The sequence below is a fragment of the Xanthobacter tagetidis genome (assembly GCF_003667445.1).
Lineage (GTDB): Bacteria > Pseudomonadota > Alphaproteobacteria > Rhizobiales > Xanthobacteraceae > Xanthobacter > Xanthobacter tagetidis.
The window spans coordinates 98,683-116,544 of sequence record NZ_RCTF01000012.1 but is presented as its reverse complement, the minus strand read 5'-3'; the positions used below and the strand labels follow the sequence as shown (position 1 = coordinate 116,544).

The following is a 17,862-nucleotide window of genomic DNA, read 5'->3' as shown; positions in this document are numbered from 1 at the left end:
ATTGAGGCCGCCGAGCCGTTGCCCGGTGAACCCCTCCCCCGTGTGGGGAGGGGAGGTTCCCCACTTACAGATCAATCACCAGGCGCGGCCCGCGGGCGCGGGAGACGCAGGTCATGATGGCCGTGCCGGCGGCCTTCTCCTCCGCCGAGAGGAAGTCGTCGCGGTGCTCCACCTCGCCCTCGATGACGGGAGTGCGGCACTCGCCGCAGGCGCCGCCGCGGCACAGACAGGGCGCCGCGACGCCCGCCGCCTCCATGGCCTCCAGCAGCGACTGGGTCGCGCCGACCTCCACCTCGATGCCGGAGCGCTTCAGCACCGCCTTGAAGGGCAGGCCGCCCGAAGTGTCGCCGAAGCTCTCCTTGTGGATCTTGCCCTTGGGCCAGCCGAGCGCCAGAGCGGTGCCGCTCACGGCGTCCATAAGCGCGCGCGGCCCACACACATAAAGGTGCGTGCCGAGCGGCTGGCGCGCCAGCAGGCCGGCCATGTCGAAGGCGGCGCGCCCGCCGCCATGGACGCGGATCTCCGCGCCCGCCGCGAACGGGGCGAGCAGGCGCTCGAACACCGCCGCCTCGTCCGCCACGGAGAGCTGGTGCAGTTCGTAGCGGGCGCCGCGCGCCTTCAGCTCCGGCAGATGGGAGAGCAGCGGCGTGATGCCGATGCCGCCGCCGATGAGCAGGTGCTTCTTTGCCGTCGCCGCCACGGGGAACAGGCTGAGCGGAGGGGCCATCTCCAGCACGTCGCCGCGCGCCACCTTGTGGTGCAGGAAAGCCGAGCCGCCGCGCGACTGGGCCACCAGCCGGACGATGATGTCGTAGCGCGCCCGCTCGGCCGGCGGCGAGACCAGGGAATAGGCGTTCTTCATCACCCGCGCGCCGTCGCGCAAAGTGAGCATCACGTGGCCGCCCGCCGGCGGGGTCGAGAACAGGCCGCCATGGGCCGGCTCGAAGGAGAAGCGCTTGAGGCCGGGCGCCAGAGGCTCGATCTCGCGCACGCGCACGTCGCAGGTTGCGGCGGGGCTCATGCGTAAAGCTCCTCGGCCTCGGGCACCTCGCCGGGAACCTCGGCATCCACCTGAACGCCCATGAAGGCGGCGAGCCGGCGCGAGAAGTGGTCGCGCACGAACAGCGACGCGCCGCAGCCGGAGCAGGTGACGATGGAGGTGGAGACGTTCTCCGTCACCGCCCGGCAATGGACGCAGAAGATGCGCCGCGCCTGGGTGCCCACATGGGCGAACCCGGTTTCCTGGCGGCCGAGGCCGGCGGCCTGGGCGATGCCGAACACGTCCCACACAAACGGCTCGGTGCCGGCGCCATAGAGCCGCAGACCCATGCGCTCGCGGGCGAGCCGCTCCTGAAGCGCGCCGAGCAGATGCGGCACTGAGCGGAAGGTGCGCACCGCGCCCGCCGCCTCCTCCATCACCGGCGCGCCGGGAACGGCGCTGCGATGGGCCACGGTCCAGACCTCGAAGGCGGCGGGGCTCACCCCCTCCGCCAGCGCCCCGCCGGGAACCTCGGCGCCCTCCACCACCAGCAGATGGTGTCGCCCCGCCGGTTCGGGCGCGATGGGCTGGTATTTCGGCCGGCTCTTGATGCCCTGATCGCTCATCTCGGCTCGCTCATATGGGAACGGCGTCCGCCTCCCGTGATGCGCTCGGACCGGCGTGCCGGACATGGGTCTAATTTTCTTCACAAGAAAAATAGTTGTCAATGAGGAGATGGTCAGAAATCGCCATGCGGAGCTGGTAAATGATAGTCATCGCCCGCCGAATTCTTGGGCAGGCGCCGCGTTCTTCAGCACCCCATGGCGCTGGCCGTCAGGCCCTCACCCGGGTCTTCTGCGGGTCGAAATGCGGGAACGGCACGATGCGCGCGCCGATGCGCTTGCGCTGGCCGTCGAGCTTGCCGATTTCCACCTCGGCCCCCTCCGCCGCCGCCGACACGTCGAGCCGGGCGAGCGCGATCTGCGCCTTCAGGATCGGCGACTTGGCGGCGGACGTGACGACGCCCACCTGGGCACGCCCCACATGCACCGGATCGCCGTGGCCCACGTCCTCGTTGGAGGCGACGAGGAGCCCCACCAGCCTGCGGGCAGGATTGGCCTTGCGCCGGGCGAGCGCGGCCTTGCCGACGAAGTCCTCCTCCTTCGCCGCCACGGTGAAGCCGATGCCGGCCTCGAACGGGTCGGTCTGGTCGCAGAAGTCATAGCCCGCAAACACCAGGCCCGCTTCCACCCGCAGCATGTCGAGGGCGGCAAGGCCGAGCGGCTTCAGGCCTTTGGGCGCGCCCTCGGCCCACACCGCGTCCCACAGCGCCACCGCATCCTTCGGGTGGCACCACACCTCGAAGCCCAGCTCGCCGGTATAGCCGGTGCGCGACATCACCAGCGCCGGCCCCTGCGGCCCGCCGAGCCGGCCGACCGCGAAGCGGAACCACTTCAGTTCGGCGATGGCCGGCTGGGTCGGCCCGGTCCAGATCAGCGCCGAAAGAATCTCGCGGCTGAGCGGGCCCTGCACGGCGATGTTGTGGAGCTGGTCGGTGGAGGACTTCACGAACGCCTTCAGGCCCCAATCGGCGGCCTTGTCGCGCAGCCACTTGCCGGTGAACTCCTCGCCGCACACCACGCGGAAGTTCGCCGGGCCGAGGCGGAAGATGGTGGCGTCGTCCAGCATGCCGCCGCTGTCGTAGCAGAGCGCGGTATAGACCACCTGGCCGATGGTGAGCTTGCGGATGTCGCGGGTCGCCGTGCGCTGGAGCAGGACTTCCGCGTCCGGCCCCGTCACCTCGAACTTGCGCAGCGCCGACAGGTCCATCACCGCCGCCCTCTCGCGGCAGGCCCAGTATTCGGCGATCGGCCCCTCGCCGGTGAAGGCGGCGGGCAGCCAGAAGCCGCGATACTCCACGAAATTGCGGGTGAGAAGCGACGTGCGCGGATGGAAGGCGCTCTCGCGGGTCAGGCGCGGCTCGGCGTCGGGCGTCATGCGGAAGGCGATCCCCTTGGAGAAGTCCTCGCGCGCGTCATAGACGCGGACATGGATGTCGGTGGGCTCCCAGGCGTTGGCGGCGTCGATGTCGTCGGCGCATGACGACACCGCGCAGACGAGGTCGGTGAGCGCGCGCAGCAGCACATAGTCGCCCGCCTGCGACCACGGCTCGTCCATGGCGAGCGCGTTCGAGCCTTCGATCGCGGTGTTGTAGAAGAAGTTGATGGCCGGCCAGCCGCGCCGCTCGGCGATGCCGAAGGGCTTGAGCGCGGCATTGAAATTGTCCGAGCAGTTGGCGTGGCCCGGATAGCCCATGTCCTCGTAATATTTCGCCGAGCAGGCGAGCGCGAAGGTGTCGTGCCGGCCCACCGTGTCGCGCACCACCTCCACCAGCGCCATCTGGCGCGCGTCGAAATACTTCGAGTGCAGGCCGGGGCCGGGATAGGCCGCGCCCATCAGGGTGCGGGTGGTGGTGGCGTCGAGGCCGAATTCCTCGCCCGCCTCCAGTGCCTTCGCATCGAAGGCGAGGAAGTCCGAGCACTGGCGGCCGGCGACGTCGATGATCTGGATATAGTCGCCCGCCTTCACCGTGAGCGCGCGCGCCTCGGCCGCCGGCACCCTGAGATCAAGCTTCGGCTCGGCCAATGGCGCGGGCAGATCGTCGAACCCGGCGGCGCGGGCGATGGTGACCAGGAGGTCGGTGGGCGGCTCCTGCGCGTCCGGCGCCATGGGGCGGCCGGGGGCGGCCACCACCAGCAGCAGGTCGGCGCCGGCGGTGAGCGTAACGCTGCCGCCCGGCACCGGGCCGGCTGCAAGCGCGAGCCGCCCCTTCTGCGCGCCGGGGACGATGCCGTGGGCCGCCAGCAGGCGCGCCGCTGCGATGCCGCTCGCGCCCGCATCGGCGATCACCGCCGCCAGATCAGGCCCTGCTGTTGCGCCGGACAGGCCGAGCCGCGCGCCGGCCTCGCCCGTGCCGTCGAACGCGAAGACGCATGCGCTCTGGAGCCCTTCGGGATCGGTGATGGTGACGCCGTCGCCCGCCTTGAGCGCGAAGGCCTCGCACCCGCCGCCCCGCACCGTGTGGCGGCGCAGGGCACCGGGCGCGGGGGCGGAAGGGGGCGTGACGACGGCGTCCATGCGCTAGCCTTTCTCGGTGGCGAGCAGCCGGTAGCTGCCGCGGAAATAGAGCAGCGGGCTGCCCTCGTCCTCCACGTGGAGATGCACCACGCGGCCGACGAAGATGACGTGGTCGCCGCCGTCATAGTGCGCGTAGGGCACGCACTCGAAGGTGGCGAGGGTGGGCGTGAGCTTGGGGGCGCCGGTGACGCCCTTGACCCAGTCGACGCCGGCGAACTTGTCGGCGCCGGGGCGCGAGAAGCTGTTGGAGATGGCCTCCTGGCCCTCCAGCAGGATGTTCACCGCATAGGCCTCCACCTTCTCGAAGCGCGGCAGCGAGAGAAGGCCGCGCGCCATGGAGAACAGCACCAGCGGCGGGTCGAGGGAGACGGAGGAGAACGAGTTCACCGTCACCCCCATGGGGCCTTCCGCGTCATGGGCCGCCACCACGGCGATGCCGGTGGCGAAGCGGCCCAGGGCATTGCGCAATTCGCGCGGGTCGAAACGGGCGTCGAGATCAATGGCGGTCATGGCAATGGCTCTCTCGAATATGGATCCACGCCGCTATTGTAAGACAATTTCGCTCCGCCTGCATGACCCGCGCCGCACGCACCTTTCCGCCGTCGCCCTCCGGCTTGACCGGAGGGCCCATGTGCGGTCCGTCCCGCCACCCGCGAATGGATGCTCCGGTCAGGCCGGAGCATGACGGCTGTTTTGACCCAGACCGCGCCCTTTGCCCCCTCTCCCCTTGCGGGAGAGGGCAGGGTGAGGGGAGTCAGTGTCCTGCGGGATATGGGACGCCCCACGCGGCGCGGACCCCTCTCCCGCCTCGCTCCGCTCGGCACCCTCTCCCACAAGGGGAGAGGGGAACCGCGCTTCCGCTCTTTTACCGTCGCCCTCCGGCCTGACCGGAGGGCCCATGGCCCCACGACCCGGAACTCTGCGCTGGATGCTCCGATCGGGCCGGAGCATGACGGCTGTTTTGACCCAGACCGCGCCCCTCACGCCACCTTGGCCGGCTCGACCTCCGCCAGCAGCTTCTCGGCGAAGGCGCGCTTCTCGGCGTCGTCCATCTTCTTGATCTCGTTGTTGAGCACCCGGTGGTTGATGGACTTGTTCCAGTAGTCCAGCACCTCGAAGCCCAGGAGCGAGGCCTTGCCGACGAACTGGCGCAGCACCTCGTTGGTGGGGCCCATCACCCAGCCGGCCTTGCCGTCGCGCAGATAGCGCTCGATCTGGAGCGCCGGGCGGAAGCCGGTGCCGCCGGTGGCGTGGAGCATCTTGTCCACCACGTGGGCGACGTTCTTCGCCGCCTCGAACTTCACCTGCCACAGCCAGTGGAGCAGGGAGGACCGGGGCAGGGCGTCGATGTCGGTGTGGATCGACCAGTCGCAATTGTTGGTCACCGAATCCAGCGCCTGCGCCATCTGGAAGTCGAAGGCGCGGCAGGCGTTGGTGTCCATGATCGCCTCGCCCACATAGTCCTGGATCGTGGGGTAGTCGGCGACGCGCATGCCAACATCGTTGTGGGTCTTGCGGGTGGTGTGGCGCTTGGCGATGTCGATCACCGCCAGCGAGATGCCGTTCCAGCAGGCCGACGAGCAGGTGAGGAAGAACGGGTCCACCACCTCGTCATTGGACTTCGCGCCATCGCCCACCGGGCCGACCAGGGCCTCCTTCGGCAGGATCGCATTCTCCACCACGATGGGGCCGGACTGGTTGCCGCGCAGGCCGAGGCCGTCCCACTCGGAGGGATTGGCCTTCACCGCGTCCTTGGTGACCAGGAAGCAGGAGAGGTCCGAATAGTCGCCGGAGAAGCCGGGGCTGGTGGTCTGCACGATGTACCAGTCGGCGAAGCCCCCGGAGGTGGTCCAGGAGGCCTTCTTGGTCACCTTCCAGCCCTCGCCATGGGCCTCGGCTTTCGACGAGATGGGATACCAGAAGTGCGAGCCGGTCTCGGGGTCGGAATAGGAGAGCGTGCCGATCAGCACGTCTTGGTCCAGCCGCTTCAGGATGTCGGTGAGCAGCGGGTTGTCGTGGTGGCGCAGCAGCGCCGCGGCCACGGCGCCGAGATGCATGGTGTAGCACATGGCCGTGGAGGGGCAGCCGTAGCGGGCGATGGTCTCCACCACCATGGCGGCGCAGACATGGTTCTCGCCGAGGCCGCCCAGCTCCGTCGGCACGTTGAGCGAGAGCAGGCCGAGCGCGGCCAGCGCCTCGAAATTCTTGCGCGGATAGATGTAGTCCGCGTCGCTCTCGACAGCATTGGCGCGCAGGGTGGATTCGCACAGGGCGATGAGCTTCGCCTGGAGCGCCTTCTGGGCCGGCGAGAGCAGCCATTGGGGGTCCCACTCGAATCCGAGCCCCCAGAACGGCTCGGCGCCCCACATCTTGGTTTCGGACATCACCTGGCTCCAGCTGCGTCTGCCGCGGGTCCCCGACCCGGCCGTTGAACAAAGGCCACCTGCTCTTCTGAGTGAATTTTTTTGACGGTGCAGAAACACCATGCCACCAGTGACGTAGCGTTCAAGTCGAAGAATTGTGCACCAATCGCCGAAATGTTGGGCGCGCCGTACCTCGATTCAGGCGCGACGGACACTTAGCGGCGCAAGGATCGGGCAAAGAGCGCCGAAAATTTCTTCTCCGGAAAAGTAATTGACACAGAAGATCGCCCCGACAAGGATGCGCGGCCGGAGCAGAACCGCGCACCGGCGCGGCGCATGGGAATCGCAGGACAGCAGGGGGAAGGCATGAGCGAGACCGTCTGGAGGCAATCCATCCTCAACGGGCGTCACCGGGAGCTGGGCTCGATGCTCGAAGAGTCCTGGAACAACATGGCGATCCCCCAGCACTACGCCACCGATCCCTATCTGGAGACCGAGGCGGTGCGCTATCGCGCCGGGCTGATCGACGTGTCGGCGCTGAAGATCATCAATGTCTCCGGCAGGGAGGCCCTCGCCTTCCTCAACCAGCTTCTCACCGCCGACATCGCCAAGATCCAGCCCGGCCGCTCCATGATCTCCTCCATCGTCGGCGAGGACGGCGGCCTGATCGACGACGTGCTGGTCTATGTGGACGGGCCGAACGACTTCCGCCTGTCCCACGGCGGCGGCGCGCTGGAGGAGGCGCTGCCCGAGGTCGCCAAGGGCTTCGACGTCGCCATCGCGCGCGACGACGACGTGCACATCCTCTCGCTCCAAGGTCCGCTGGCGCTCGACATCCTCGCGCCGCACACGCCCATGGACCTGAAGGCGCTCCCCTATTTCGGCCATGGCAGGACCACTCTGTTCGGCACGCCGGTGTCGCTGGCGCGCGGCGGCTATTCGGCCGAGCGCGGCTACGAGGTGTTCTGCGCGGCGCAGGACGCGGTGGCGCTCTGGGACCAGATCCTGGAGGCCGGCAAGCCCTTCGGCGCCATGGCGGTGTCGTGGGACTGCCTCGACATCGTGCGGGTGGAAGGCGCGCTGCTGTTCTTCCCGTTTGACATGCCGCACACGGACACCACGCCCTTCGAGGTGCTGATGGACTGGTCGGTTGACCTGTCGAAGCCGGACTTCCGCGGCAAGGCGGCGCTGGTGAAGCGCAAGGGCACCGAGCGCACCCACCAGGCCGGCATCGAGGTGCTGGCGCCCAAGGCGATCACGCCCGGCGCGAAGATCTTCAAGGACGGGCAGGAGGTGGGCGTGGTGAATTCCACCACCTACAGCCGCCACCTCATGAAATCGCTGGCGCTGGTCTCGCTCATCCCCACCGTGACCGCGCTCGGCACCGCGCTCAACGTGAAGGACGCCGACGCGACCTTCGAGGCCAACGTGGTGCGCACGCCGTTCTACGATCCCATGCGCCTGCGCACCCACCCGCTGGAGGAGCGCGGCTGAGTTCGGCTCACGGCGCGGGCGGGCTCACGGCCGGGCGCAGCAGCGCCACCAGCTCCGACTGGCGGTGGACCCCGCTCTTGCGGAACACCACCTTCAGATGGCCCCGCACGGTGTTGTCCGACACGGCGAGCGCCGCGGCGATCTCGCCGATCGCGGCCCCCTCGGCGAGCATGCGCGCCACCCGCGCTTCCGCCGGCGTCAGGTCGAACAGCGTCTGGATCACCCCGGCGTCGAGGGTCTGCGTCGCCCCCAGCTCGCTCACCACCAGGAGTGCGCCGGCGCCGGCAAAGACGTCGTGCGCGCTGCGGCGCATGGGCACCACGTGGACGACGAGCGGCCCGTGCCCTTCCCCCGCCCGCACCGGGATCGACCCCACCGCCTTCGACCACAGATCGCGATGAAGGCGCGCCAGCGCCTCGCCGAGCAGCGCATCCGCGCCGCGCTCGGCGAGGCCGAGGCGCACGCGGCGGTCCAGGAACACCGTGCCGAGGAACCGGCCGAAGCCGGGATTGGCGTCGATCATCCGCCCGCCCGGCGCCACGGTCGCCGCCGGAATGCCGAGCGCGGTGAAGGTGTTGAGCGTCGCCGCGAGCCGCTCCAGCGCGAGGCGCGTGGAGGCCACCGCCGCCCGCGCCACATGGGGCTTCATGCCGAGCAGCCAGCGCACGGCATCGTCGCCGAACGCCGCCTCGGTGCCCGGCCGCTCCAGGCTGAGGATGGTGAAGGCATCGTCCGGCAGCGGCTGCTTCAGCGCCACCGACCAGCCGACGCCGTAGCTGCGCACGGTCTGGAAATAGGGAAGCGTCTCGATCTCTTCCAAGGTGAAGAGATCCTGGTCGCGGACCACCGGCAGATCAGGCCGCGCCATGGCCCGCTCGATGCGCGGATTGTAGGCCATCGCCCCCGAGGCGACCCATTCGTCGAACTTGGCCTTCAGGTTCGGCGAAGAGAAGCCGTGCGTCTGGCCGGCTCGGGCCATGAACATCACCGCGCCGATGCCGCCGACCTGCGCGCTGCACCGGGCGATGGCCTCCGGCCACAGTTCGGGCAGCACCGCCGCCTCGTAGAGGCCGTCCAGGACATCGAGATCGTCGAATGCCGCCATTGCCGCCCTGCCGCCCCGTCCCGACTGCATTCTAGAGCGTAAAATACAACCGCAGGACACCCTTCTTCAACCTGGATTCGCCGCAACCCCTTGGGCGGATAGGGCCGGAGCCGTGCTATGCCTGCACCGGAAGACTCCACCGCAGAGGGACGCAGGCAGGATGACGACGCCGCACGAGACGCAGATCCCGCATTTTTCCTACGCCCGCTTCCAGGAGACCGCCCCGGCGGCGGTGGCGGCGCTGCGCGCCCTCACCAAGGCGGTGGAGGATGCGGGGCTGGAGAAGGACCTGATCGAGATCGTCAAGCTGCGCGTGTCGCAGATCAACGGCTGCGCCTTCTGCCTCGCTTTCCACCTTGACGTGGCGCGCCGGCTGGGGATCGCGCAGGACAAGCTCGACCTCGTCGCCGCCTGGCGCGACGCGCCGGTGTTCTCGGCCCGCGAGCGCGCCGCCCTCGCCTTCGCCGAACGGGTGACTCTGATGGCAGCGGCGCCGGTGACGGCGGACGCCCATGCCGCGCTGCTGGCGGAATTCTCCGAGGCCGAGGCGATGCACCTGATGGTGTCCATCGCCACCATCAATGCCTGGAACCGGATCGCCGGCGGCCTGCATTTCCCGCCCCTGGCGCCGCGACGGAGCTGAGTTCTCGGACACGCAGAGGCCCGGCCGGGGGGACCGGCCGGGCCTCGTCTTCGGGACCGCCTCACAGCGGCTTGAGATTGGCCTCGATCTGCGCCCGGCGCCCTTCGAGGAAGGGCGGGAGTGACAGGCTCTCGCCCAGCGTCGCCAGCGGCTCGTCGGCGGTGAAGCCGGGCTCGTCGGTGGCAAGCTCGAACAGCACGCCGTTGGGCTCGCGGAAATAGAGCGAGCGGAAGTAGAAGCGGTCCACCTTGCCCGAGTTGGGGATGCGCAATTCCTTCAGCCGCGCCGCCCAGTCGTCATATTGGTCGAAGGTGGGCACGCGGAACGCCACGTGGTGCACCGAGCCGGCGCCCTGCACGGCGGGATCGACGCCCGGCTCCACCTTCACGTGAAGCTCGGCGGCGGGGCCACCCTCGCCCATCTCGAACACATGGACCGCCCGCCCGTCCTCGCTGGCATAGTCGCGCACCTGCTTGAGGCCCATGACGTCCTTCAGGATCACGCCGGTGGAGCGCAGGTCCGGCACCGACATGGTGATCGGCCCGAGGCCGCGCACCTGATGCGTGGCGGACACCGGGCTCTTCTCCCACGGCACGCCGGGACCCTTGCCGCCGTCGACAACGAGGCCGAGGCGCTGGCCCTCGAAATCCTCGAACAGGATCTGGTTGCGCCCGTCGCGGGTCTCGATGCCGCCATGGGCGACGCCGGCGTCGGCGAGCCGGCCGGCCCAGAAATCGAGCGCCGCGTCGTCGGCGACCCGCAGATGGGTGCGCACGATGGAGTGCGTGCCGCGCCGCTCGCGCGCCACCGGCCAGTCGAAGAAGGTGAGGTCGGTGCCGGGATTGGCAAGGCCGTCCGCATAGAACAGGTGATAGGCCGAGGTGTCGTCCTGGTTCACGGTCTTCTTCACCAGCCGCATGCCGAGCGTGCCGGTATAGAAGCGGTGGTTGGCGGCGGCCTGGGCGGTCACCGCGGTGAGGTGGTGGATGCCTGTGAGCTGCATGGTGTCCTCCGGGCGGAGGATCGCCTCCGCGTCTTGTCTGCCCCGAGATAAGACGGTCGGCGCGGCGTTGCGAGAGCGCGGCACGCAAGCGGAATTTGCGCAGACGCAATACCGACTATCCTTCGACTCATCATTCTCGGCAGTAACGCAATGAAATCCACGCCCCGACAACCTTGCGTTAACCCTTTTTTCAACCTCTGCGTCGATGCGGCCGCAAATCGTCGATTGCGCAACCCGCCTCAGGCTCTGCTATAGGCTTGGGCAGGGGGGAAACCCAAGTGGCTGTTACCATGCGTAAGGAAGTCGCGCCGCTGCGCGCAGGAGCGGGGATCGGACGCCGGGCGCGGAGTTGGGCGCCGGGCGTCGTCGCGCTCGCGCTTGCCCTGGGGCTCGGCGGATGCGCCGACCGGCCCGGCCCCGATGCCCTCACCCCGATTGCCATGACCGCCGTGCCCGGCGCCAAGCAGCAGACCGTGCTGGTCGCCTCCACCCGTGCCCGCGACCCGCGGGCCGGCACCTTCTACAACGGCGAGCGCGCGCCGCTCTCCTTCGCCACGGTGCAGATGTCCGTGCCGCCGGCCCACAAGCCGGGCGAGATCGAATGGCCGAAGGCGCAGCCCGCCAATCCCGAGACCGACATGGTGGTGCGCGAGGCGGTCTATCGCGACACGCCGCAGCAATTCCTCGCCGAGCTGAACAGCGAGCTGGCGAAGCGGCCGAAGGGGCAGAAGAAGGTCTTCGTCTTCATCCACGGTTACAACACGCAATATGCCGAAGCGCTCTACCGCCTGTCGCAGATGGCGGCGGATTCCGGCGGCGAGGGCGTGCCGGTGCTGTTCACCTGGGCCTCGCGCGCCACCACCGAGGCCTATGTCTACGACAACAACAGCGCCACAGCCGCGCGCGACGCGCTGGAGGAGACGCTGCGCCTCGCCTTCGCCAGCAATGCCGAAGAGGTCTCGCTCCTGGCCCACTCCATGGGCAATTGGGTGACGGTGGAGGCGCTGCGCCAGATCCGCATCTCCGGCAAGGGGCTGCCGGTGGAGCGCGTCGGCCAGGTGATCCTCGCCGCCCCCGACATCGACGTGGACGTGTTCAAGTCCCAGTTGAAGCGCTTCGGCAAGCCGGCGAAGCCGTTCGTGGTGATCGTCTCGCGCGACGACAAGGCGCTGGGCTTCTCGGACTTCATCGCCGGCGGCAAGACCCGCCTCGGCGCCTACACCAACGACACCGAGCTGGTGGACCTCGGCGCCGTGGTCGTCGACATGACCGACGTGAAGGCGCTGGACAGCTTCAACCACGGCAAGTTCGCCCAGCTTGCCGCCATGGCGCCGGAACTGCGCGGCCGGCTGGCCAAGCAGGCGGGCTCCGGCGCCCTGCCCTCCACGGTGCAGATGGAGGGCGTGCAGATCGTCGGCCTCGACCGGGTGTCCGCCATTCCCGGCGCCCACCCCGCTCCGGCCCCGGCCCCGGCGCAATAGGCGCGCCAGAGACGCGCTGGCGCGCCGCGGGCTTCTCTCGCGGCGGCGGCTGGGCTAAAGGCGTCGGCCCATGGCCTATTCCGTGAAAGAGATGTTCAAGACGCTCCAGGGCGAGGGCGCCCAGGCGGGGCGCGCGGCCGTGTTCTGCCGCTTCGCGGGCTGCAACCTGTGGACCGGGCGCGAGGAGCACCGCGCCGAGGCGCAATGCCGCTTCTGCGACACCGACTTCGTCGGCACGGACGGGGAAGGCGGCGGGCGCTTCGCCGACGCGGCGGAGCTGGCGCGCGCCATCGCCGCCGCCTGGGACGGGGACCGCGCGCGCCGCTTCGTCGTGTTCACCGGCGGCGAGCCGCTGCTGCAGCTCGACGCGGAACTGATCGCGGCGGTGCACGCGGAAGGCTTCGAGATCGCGGTGGAGACCAACGGCACCATCGCGGCGCCCGACGGCATCGACTGGATCTGCGTCAGCCCCAAGGCCGGCACGGCGCTCGCCCAGCGGCGCGGGCAGGAGCTGAAGCTGGTTTTCCCGCAGCCGGACCTGATGCCGGAGGCGGCAGAGGAGCTCGACTTCGCCCATTTCTTCCTCCAGCCCATGGACGGGCCGGAGCGCGCCGCCCACACGCAGGCGGCGGTCGCCTATTGCCTCGGCCATCCGCGCTGGCGGCTGTCCCTCCAGACCCACAAGATGATCGGCATCCCATGACGCGCGTGAGGATCACCCAGGGCTTCACCTTCGAGGCCGCGCATTTCCTGCCGCGGGTGCCCCAGACCCACCGCTGCTTCCGCATGCACGGCCATTCCTACCGCGTGGACCTGACGCTGGAGGGCGAGGTGGATACCGCGACCGGCTTCGTCGTCGACTTCTTCGACGTGGAGGCGGCCTTCGCCCCGCTGCTCGCGCAGCTCGACCACCACTGCCTCAACGACATCGAAGGGCTGGAAAACCCCACCGCCGAGCTGATCGCCGTGTGGATCTGGGAGCGCGTGCGCCCGCGCCTGCCGCAGCTCGCGCAGGTCCGGGTCTATGAGACGCCGCTTTCGTTCGCCGACTATAGCGGCTGAAGCGCCGGTCGCGCCCCCTCGTCGGCCGCCGGCGCGCGCTCCTCGCCCGCCCAGATGCCTTCGATGGCCCGCAGCGCAGGAATGGCGAAATCGGTGAAGGCGCGCACCGCCGGCCGCATGAAGCGCACCGACGGATAGGCGATGAAGGCTTCCGTGGGCTTCACCTCGTAGTCGGCGAGGATGCGCACCAGCCGCCCCGCGCGCAGGTGCTCGCTCACCAGCAGTTCCTGCACCGGGCCCGCCGCATGCCCCTCCAGCAGGGTTGCCGCAAGGGCGTCCGCGGCATTGATCCGCAGCCGCGGGCGAACCATAACGTCGATGGTGCGTCCGCCCCGCACGAGGGGCAGCGTCTCGCATTGCGAGAGCACGCGGGGCGTGGTGACGAGGTCGATCTCGCCCAGCCGCTCCAGGGTCTCCACCGGCCCGCACCGCGCGAGGAAGTCGGGCGAGGCCACAAGGATGCGCCGGATCAGCCCGAGTCTGCGGACGATGAGGTTCTGGTCCTCGGGCCGGCCATACTTCACCGCCAGATCGAAATTCTCGTAGACGAGGTCCACGCCGCGGTTTTCCAGCACCAGATCGACCGTCACCTGCGGATGACGCCGCTGGAACGCCATGACGATGGGATGGAGGTGCCGCGCGCCGATGCAGGTGGGCGCATGCAGGCGCAGCGCGCCGTCGACGGCGCCCATGTCGCGCCGCACGCCTTCCACCGCCGCATCGATGGCGGCGAGCGCCGGGCGGCTGGCCTCGTACAGCGCCTGACCCTGCGGGGTGGCGCGCACCAGCCGGGCCGAGCGCTCCAGCAGCCGGGCGCCCACATGGCGCTCCAGGTTCCGCAGATGCTTCGTCACCGCCGGCTGGGACACGCCGAGATCGCGCGCCGCCGCGGTGACCGAACCGCGCTCCACCGTGCGGATGAAGGCGCGCAAGGCGAGGGAGATGTCCATGCATATCCGTAAGCTATGATCGTCATTACTCCATAATGTCTGGACCTGTCGGCCTCAATGCCTTTCCTTCGGCGCGCCGCGATCAGGCGGGCGGAGGAAGCACGGAGCATGATGGACAGACGCACGTTCGCCTTGGGCGGCGCGGCCTTGCTGACGGGATGCGCCGGCGCGGAGAACCGGAGCCTCGACGCCGCCGCGCCGCTGCCCGATCCCGCCCATCTGCGGATGTATGCGGCCGTCGCCGGCGAGCCGTTCGAGGTGCCGGCGGTGGACCTATCGGAGGTGGATGCGCGGTTTCTCCGGCGCGAGGTCGCCTATGCGACGCGGGAACAGCCGGGCACCATCGTCGTCGATCCCGGCGCGCGCTATGCCTATCTCGTTCTCGAACGCGGCCGCGCAATCCGCTACGGGGTCGGCGTGGGCAAGCAGGAGGGATTCAACTTCGAGGGCGCCGCCACCATCGCCCGCAAGGCCGAGTGGCCCCATTGGACCCCCACCGCCGCCATGATCCGGCGCGAGCCCGAGCGCTACGCCCAATATGCCGCCGGCCTGCCGGGCGGCCCGGGAAACCCGCTCGGGCCGCGCGCGCTCTATCTCTACCGCGACGGGCAGGACACGCTCTACCGCCTGCACGGCACGACCGAGCCCTGGAGCATCGGCACCATGGTATCGTCGGGATGCGTGCGGCTGCTCAACCAGGACATCATCGACCTCTACCGGCGCGTGCCGGTGGGATCGAAGGCGGTCGTGCTTCCGGCGGGCGGGCAGAATTCGGCCTGAGCCGCGCCGCCCCCCTAGAGATGCTTCTCCACGAAGGTCTTGAAGGCGGCGAGCTGCTTGCCGACGAAGGCGGAGGTGCCCTCGTCGACGATCGCGCCGTCCTCGATCTTCTTGTTGGCCTGGGAGATCATCACCTCCGGCATGTTCATGACCGGGGCGTCGAGCGCCACCAGCACCTGGCGCAGGTGATACTGCGCGCGGGCGCCGCCGAGCGCGCCGGGCGAGGCGGAGAGGATCAGCGTCGGCTTGCCCTTCAGCGGCTGGCGCTCCTTGATGCGCGAGAGCCAGTCGAGGGCGTTCTTCAGGCCGCCGGGCACCGAGTAGTTGTATTCCGGGGTGACGATGACGAGGCCGTCCGCGCCGGCGATCTCCCGGCCCATGGCCGTCACCGGCTCGGGCATGCCGGCGGCCTCGATGTCGCCGTCATAGATCGGCAGGCCCGCCACCGAGCCCAGGAGGTCCACTGCGACGCCTTCCGGAGCGAGCGCGGGCAACGCGCGGGCGACCGCCGCATTATAGGAGCCCTTGCGCACGCTGCCGACCAGCACAACCCATTTCATGACCTGTCTCCTCGCATCGGGCCGACCATAGCCACCCGCCGCAGGCGCCACAACGCGGGAGCCGGCGCCCTGGTCGGAACGGCGCGGAGGTCGGGGCGGTTCCCCGAGAGGCTGCCCCGCACCCCTGAGGGACGAGCGTGGGCGCCCTATCCTGGACGGCGGCCGTGCGCCGAACAGGGTCAGTAGGACAGGAACAGCGGGACCTTGGTTTCCTTCAGCATGCTCTCGGTGACGCCGCCGAGCACCCATTCGCGCATCAGCGAATGGTTGAACGCGCCCATCACCAGCATGTCGGCGCCGAACAGGTCCAGCTGATCGGCGATGGTCGCGGCGATGGAGCCCTGGGAGACGAGGTTCTTCACCGTCACGTTGACGCCGTGGCGGGCGAGGTGCGGGGCCAGCTCGGCGCCGGGGATGGACTTCGAGAGTTCCTTCTCGGAGCCGACCGCCAGCACCTCCACCGCCTCCGCCGCCTTCAGAAAGGACATGGCGTCGTTCACGGCGCGCGCGGCGCGCGGGCTCGCATCCCAGGCGACGACGATGCGCTTGCCCTTGAAGGTGTCGCAATGCTCCGGAATCACCATGACCGGACGGCCGCTCTCGAACAGCAGCGCCTCGATCAGGCCGCGGTCCGCGTTCACGGTCGCCGTCTCGCTGTCGACGATGGCGATGTCGTGCACCATGGCCTGGGCGACGAACACCTCCACAAGCTGGCCATAGGCGAGCTGGGGCGTCTCCACCGAGGCCGCGACGCCCGCTGCCGCCGCATCGCCGCGCGCCCGCTCGCCCACCGCGGCTGCCAGCTCGCGCAGGCGCCGGTTGTGCGCAGCGACCAGGTTGGCGCCCATGGAATTCACCAAGGTGCTGCCGAGCACGACCTTCAGCGACGCCGCCTGGATGGTGGCATGGGCGCCCGACTTCTCGGCCAGCGAGATGCCATAAGCGAGCGCCGCCGACGGCTCGTCGATGCCCTCTTCCGTCATGCCGATGAGTACGCTCTTGATGTTCTGCAGCATGAGCCTTCCTCCCTAAAGTACGGATTTCGTGTACCGGGAAGCGGTGTCGAAGCGCGTTGCGTTCGGTCAACCCGGTACCGGAATTTCGCTTCTTGTATCGCCGGGCCGTAACCGCCCGCCCACGGCCCGCCGGCCGCCCACAGCGGCGCCCGCGATGCCGGCCTGTTAAGCCAAGCTTGAAGATGCCATAGGTAGCGGCTTGAGGCACGCGGCATCACGACCGATCGCCGGGATGGCGCCGCCGGGAGCCGGGATCGATGACGCCGGGACCGATGACATGGTGTTGAGACGGGGCGCGGCCATCGCGCTCGCCATCGCGGTGGTGCTGCTCAGCCTCTATTTCGCGCTCGCCATCCACTACTGGCTGCCCTGGCCGGCGCCCGTGCGCACCTCCGGCGCCATCGCCTTTCCCTTGGCGGTGCTGGCGCTGTGGTTCCTGCCCGGCCGCCGCAGGACCGCCCGCCGCATCGCCGCCGCCGCCGCGCTCATCGCCATCGGCACGGCCTATGCGACCAAGCTGCCGCCGGAGCAGGACTGGGTGGCGCTCCAGGCCGAGCAGGCGCACGCCAGCATCGCCGGCGACACCATCACCATCTCCAACCTGCGCGATGCCGTCCATCGCCCCGGCGCCCCGTCCGAGCCGCGCTGGATCACGGAGCGCTTCGACCTGTCGACGCTGGAGGGCGCCGACCTCATCATCCAGCCGTTCGGCGGGGTGAAGGCGCTCGCCCACATCATGCTCTCGTTCCGCTTCGCGGACGGGCGGCACGTGGTGGTCTCCATGGAGGCGCGGCAGGCGAAGGGCGCAGCGTTCGATCCCGTCGCCGGCTTCTTCCGCCGCGACCAGCTCTATCCGGAACTCGGCACCGAGCGCGACCTGATATGGGAGCGCCTCGCCCGCACCCCGCCGGACGAGGTGCAGATCTATCCCGTCAAGGCGAGCCCGGAGGCGGTGCGGATCTATTTCCGCCGCATCATCGACTTGGTGAACGAGAGCCACCGCCAACCGCGCTTCTACTCGACGCTGCGGGAAAGCTGCATGACGACGCTGATGAACCTCGCCCCCGAGAGCTTCGCCCACGTGCCCTGGCGCGATGTCCGGCGCTGGATCCCCGGCTATTCCCTGAGCCTGTTCCAGCAGATCGGCCTCGTCGACGGCACGCTCGACGCCGACGCCCTCGCCCGGCAGGCGCGGCTGCGCGACGGTATCCGACCGCCGTCGGAATTTGCTACGGATGCCGCCTGGAGCCGCTATATCCGTGACGGGCGCCCCTGAGCCGCCGCGCCC

General features: G+C 69.5%; 17 protein-coding genes. 7 read left to right on the top strand and 10 right to left on the bottom strand.

All coding sequences use genetic code 11. The annotated features are described in order from the left end of the window. Window positions 1-64: 64 nt before the first annotated feature. The 5 genes from D9R14_RS15100 to D9R14_RS15080 all read right to left on the bottom strand — a co-directional run bounded on the left by D9R14_RS15100 (window position 65) and on the right by D9R14_RS15080 (window position 6,501). The gene (locus tag D9R14_RS15100; protein WP_121624165.1) at window positions 65-1,021 is read right to left on the bottom strand and encodes a PDR/VanB family oxidoreductase; all 957 of its coding nucleotides are present in this window, start codon (window positions 1,019-1,021) and stop codon (window positions 65-67) included. Further along, complete coding sequence (locus D9R14_RS15095; RefSeq protein ID WP_121624164.1) at window positions 1,018-1,605, bottom strand: dimethylamine monooxygenase subunit DmmA family protein; 588 nt, start codon at window positions 1,603-1,605, stop codon at window positions 1,018-1,020. The genes D9R14_RS15100 and D9R14_RS15095 overlap by 4 nt, the downstream gene beginning before the upstream one ends. Before the next feature lie 208 nt (window positions 1,606-1,813). Beyond that, window positions 1,814-4,117 carry a trimethylamine N-oxide demethylase gene (locus D9R14_RS15090; protein WP_121624163.1) on the bottom strand — a complete coding sequence of 768 codons (2,304 nt, stop codon included), beginning with the start codon at window positions 4,115-4,117 and terminating at the stop codon, window positions 1,814-1,816. A 3-nt stretch (window positions 4,118-4,120) separates the two neighbouring features. Next, entirely contained in the window at window positions 4,121-4,627 is a 507-nt protein-coding gene (locus D9R14_RS15085) for a flavin reductase family protein (RefSeq protein WP_121624162.1), read from the bottom strand. 470 nt (window positions 4,628-5,097) lie between these two features. After that, complete coding sequence (locus tag D9R14_RS15080) at window positions 5,098-6,501, bottom strand: acyl-CoA dehydrogenase family protein (RefSeq protein WP_121624161.1); 1,404 nt, start codon at window positions 6,499-6,501, stop codon at window positions 5,098-5,100. Between the two features lie 345 nt (window positions 6,502-6,846). Between D9R14_RS15080 and D9R14_RS15075 the strand changes: the two genes are divergently transcribed. Further along, window positions 6,847-7,974 (top strand): aminomethyl transferase family protein, encoded by a 1,128-nt coding sequence (locus D9R14_RS15075; protein WP_121624160.1) that lies wholly within the window; start codon window positions 6,847-6,849, stop codon window positions 7,972-7,974. A 7-nt stretch (window positions 7,975-7,981) separates the two neighbouring features. On the opposite strand, the gene D9R14_RS15070 is transcribed toward D9R14_RS15075, so the two are convergent. Continuing rightward, window positions 7,982-9,079, bottom strand: coding sequence for a helix-turn-helix transcriptional regulator (locus D9R14_RS15070; RefSeq protein WP_170168627.1), 1,098 nt, complete (start codon window positions 9,077-9,079; stop codon window positions 7,982-7,984). 160 nt (window positions 9,080-9,239) lie between these two features. On the opposite strand from D9R14_RS15070, the gene D9R14_RS15065 reads away from it, so the two are divergent. Beyond that, entirely contained in the window at window positions 9,240-9,722 is a 483-nt protein-coding gene (locus D9R14_RS15065) for a carboxymuconolactone decarboxylase family protein (protein ID WP_121624158.1), read from the top strand. 61 nt (window positions 9,723-9,783) lie between these two features. On the opposite strand, the gene D9R14_RS15060 is transcribed toward D9R14_RS15065, so the two are convergent. Continuing rightward, window positions 9,784-10,725, bottom strand: coding sequence for a ring-cleaving dioxygenase (locus tag D9R14_RS15060; RefSeq protein WP_121624157.1), 942 nt, complete (start codon window positions 10,723-10,725; stop codon window positions 9,784-9,786). A 290-nt stretch (window positions 10,726-11,015) separates the two neighbouring features. On the opposite strand from D9R14_RS15060, the gene D9R14_RS15055 reads away from it, so the two are divergent. The 3 genes from D9R14_RS15055 (at window position 11,016) to queD (ending at window position 13,268) form a co-directional block, all read left to right on the top strand. After that, the gene (locus tag D9R14_RS15055) at window positions 11,016-12,206 is read left to right on the top strand and encodes an alpha/beta hydrolase (RefSeq protein ID WP_121624156.1); all 1,191 of its coding nucleotides are present in this window, start codon (window positions 11,016-11,018) and stop codon (window positions 12,204-12,206) included. A gap of 70 nt (window positions 12,207-12,276) precedes the next feature. After that, a complete protein-coding gene (gene queE / locus D9R14_RS15050) occupies window positions 12,277-12,909 on the top strand; it encodes a 7-carboxy-7-deazaguanine synthase (RefSeq protein ID WP_121624155.1) in 633 nt (210 codons plus the stop codon). A 5-nt stretch (window positions 12,910-12,914) separates the two neighbouring features. Continuing rightward, window positions 12,915-13,268 carry a 6-carboxytetrahydropterin synthase QueD gene (gene queD / locus D9R14_RS15045; RefSeq protein WP_121624205.1) on the top strand — a complete coding sequence of 118 codons (354 nt, stop codon included), beginning with the start codon at window positions 12,915-12,917 and terminating at the stop codon, window positions 13,266-13,268. Here queD and D9R14_RS15040 read toward each other — a convergent pair. Beyond that, on the bottom strand, window positions 13,256-14,218 hold the full coding sequence (locus tag D9R14_RS15040) for a LysR family transcriptional regulator (RefSeq protein ID WP_121624154.1): 963 nt from the start codon (window positions 14,216-14,218) through the stop codon (window positions 13,256-13,258). The genes queD and D9R14_RS15040 overlap by 13 nt on opposite strands. A gap of 108 nt (window positions 14,219-14,326) precedes the next feature. Here D9R14_RS15040 and D9R14_RS15035 point away from each other — a divergent pair, with 108 nt between their 5' ends. Next, the gene (locus tag D9R14_RS15035; RefSeq protein WP_121624153.1) at window positions 14,327-14,998 is read left to right on the top strand and encodes a L,D-transpeptidase; all 672 of its coding nucleotides are present in this window, start codon (window positions 14,327-14,329) and stop codon (window positions 14,996-14,998) included. Between the two features lie 14 nt (window positions 14,999-15,012). Here D9R14_RS15035 and D9R14_RS15030 read toward each other — a convergent pair whose 3' ends face one another. Continuing rightward, a complete protein-coding gene (locus D9R14_RS15030) occupies window positions 15,013-15,558 on the bottom strand; it encodes an NADPH-dependent FMN reductase (protein WP_121624152.1) in 546 nt (181 codons plus the stop codon). Window positions 15,559-15,737: 179 nt separating this feature from the next. Beyond that, window positions 15,738-16,574, bottom strand: coding sequence for a universal stress protein (locus D9R14_RS15025; RefSeq protein WP_121624151.1), 837 nt, complete (start codon window positions 16,572-16,574; stop codon window positions 15,738-15,740). Between the two features lie 277 nt (window positions 16,575-16,851). Here D9R14_RS15025 and D9R14_RS15020 point away from each other — a divergent pair, with 277 nt between their 5' ends. Next, complete coding sequence (locus D9R14_RS15020; protein WP_121624204.1) at window positions 16,852-17,850, top strand: lipoprotein N-acyltransferase Lnb domain-containing protein; 999 nt, start codon at window positions 16,852-16,854, stop codon at window positions 17,848-17,850. Window positions 17,851-17,862 lie beyond the last annotated feature (12 nt).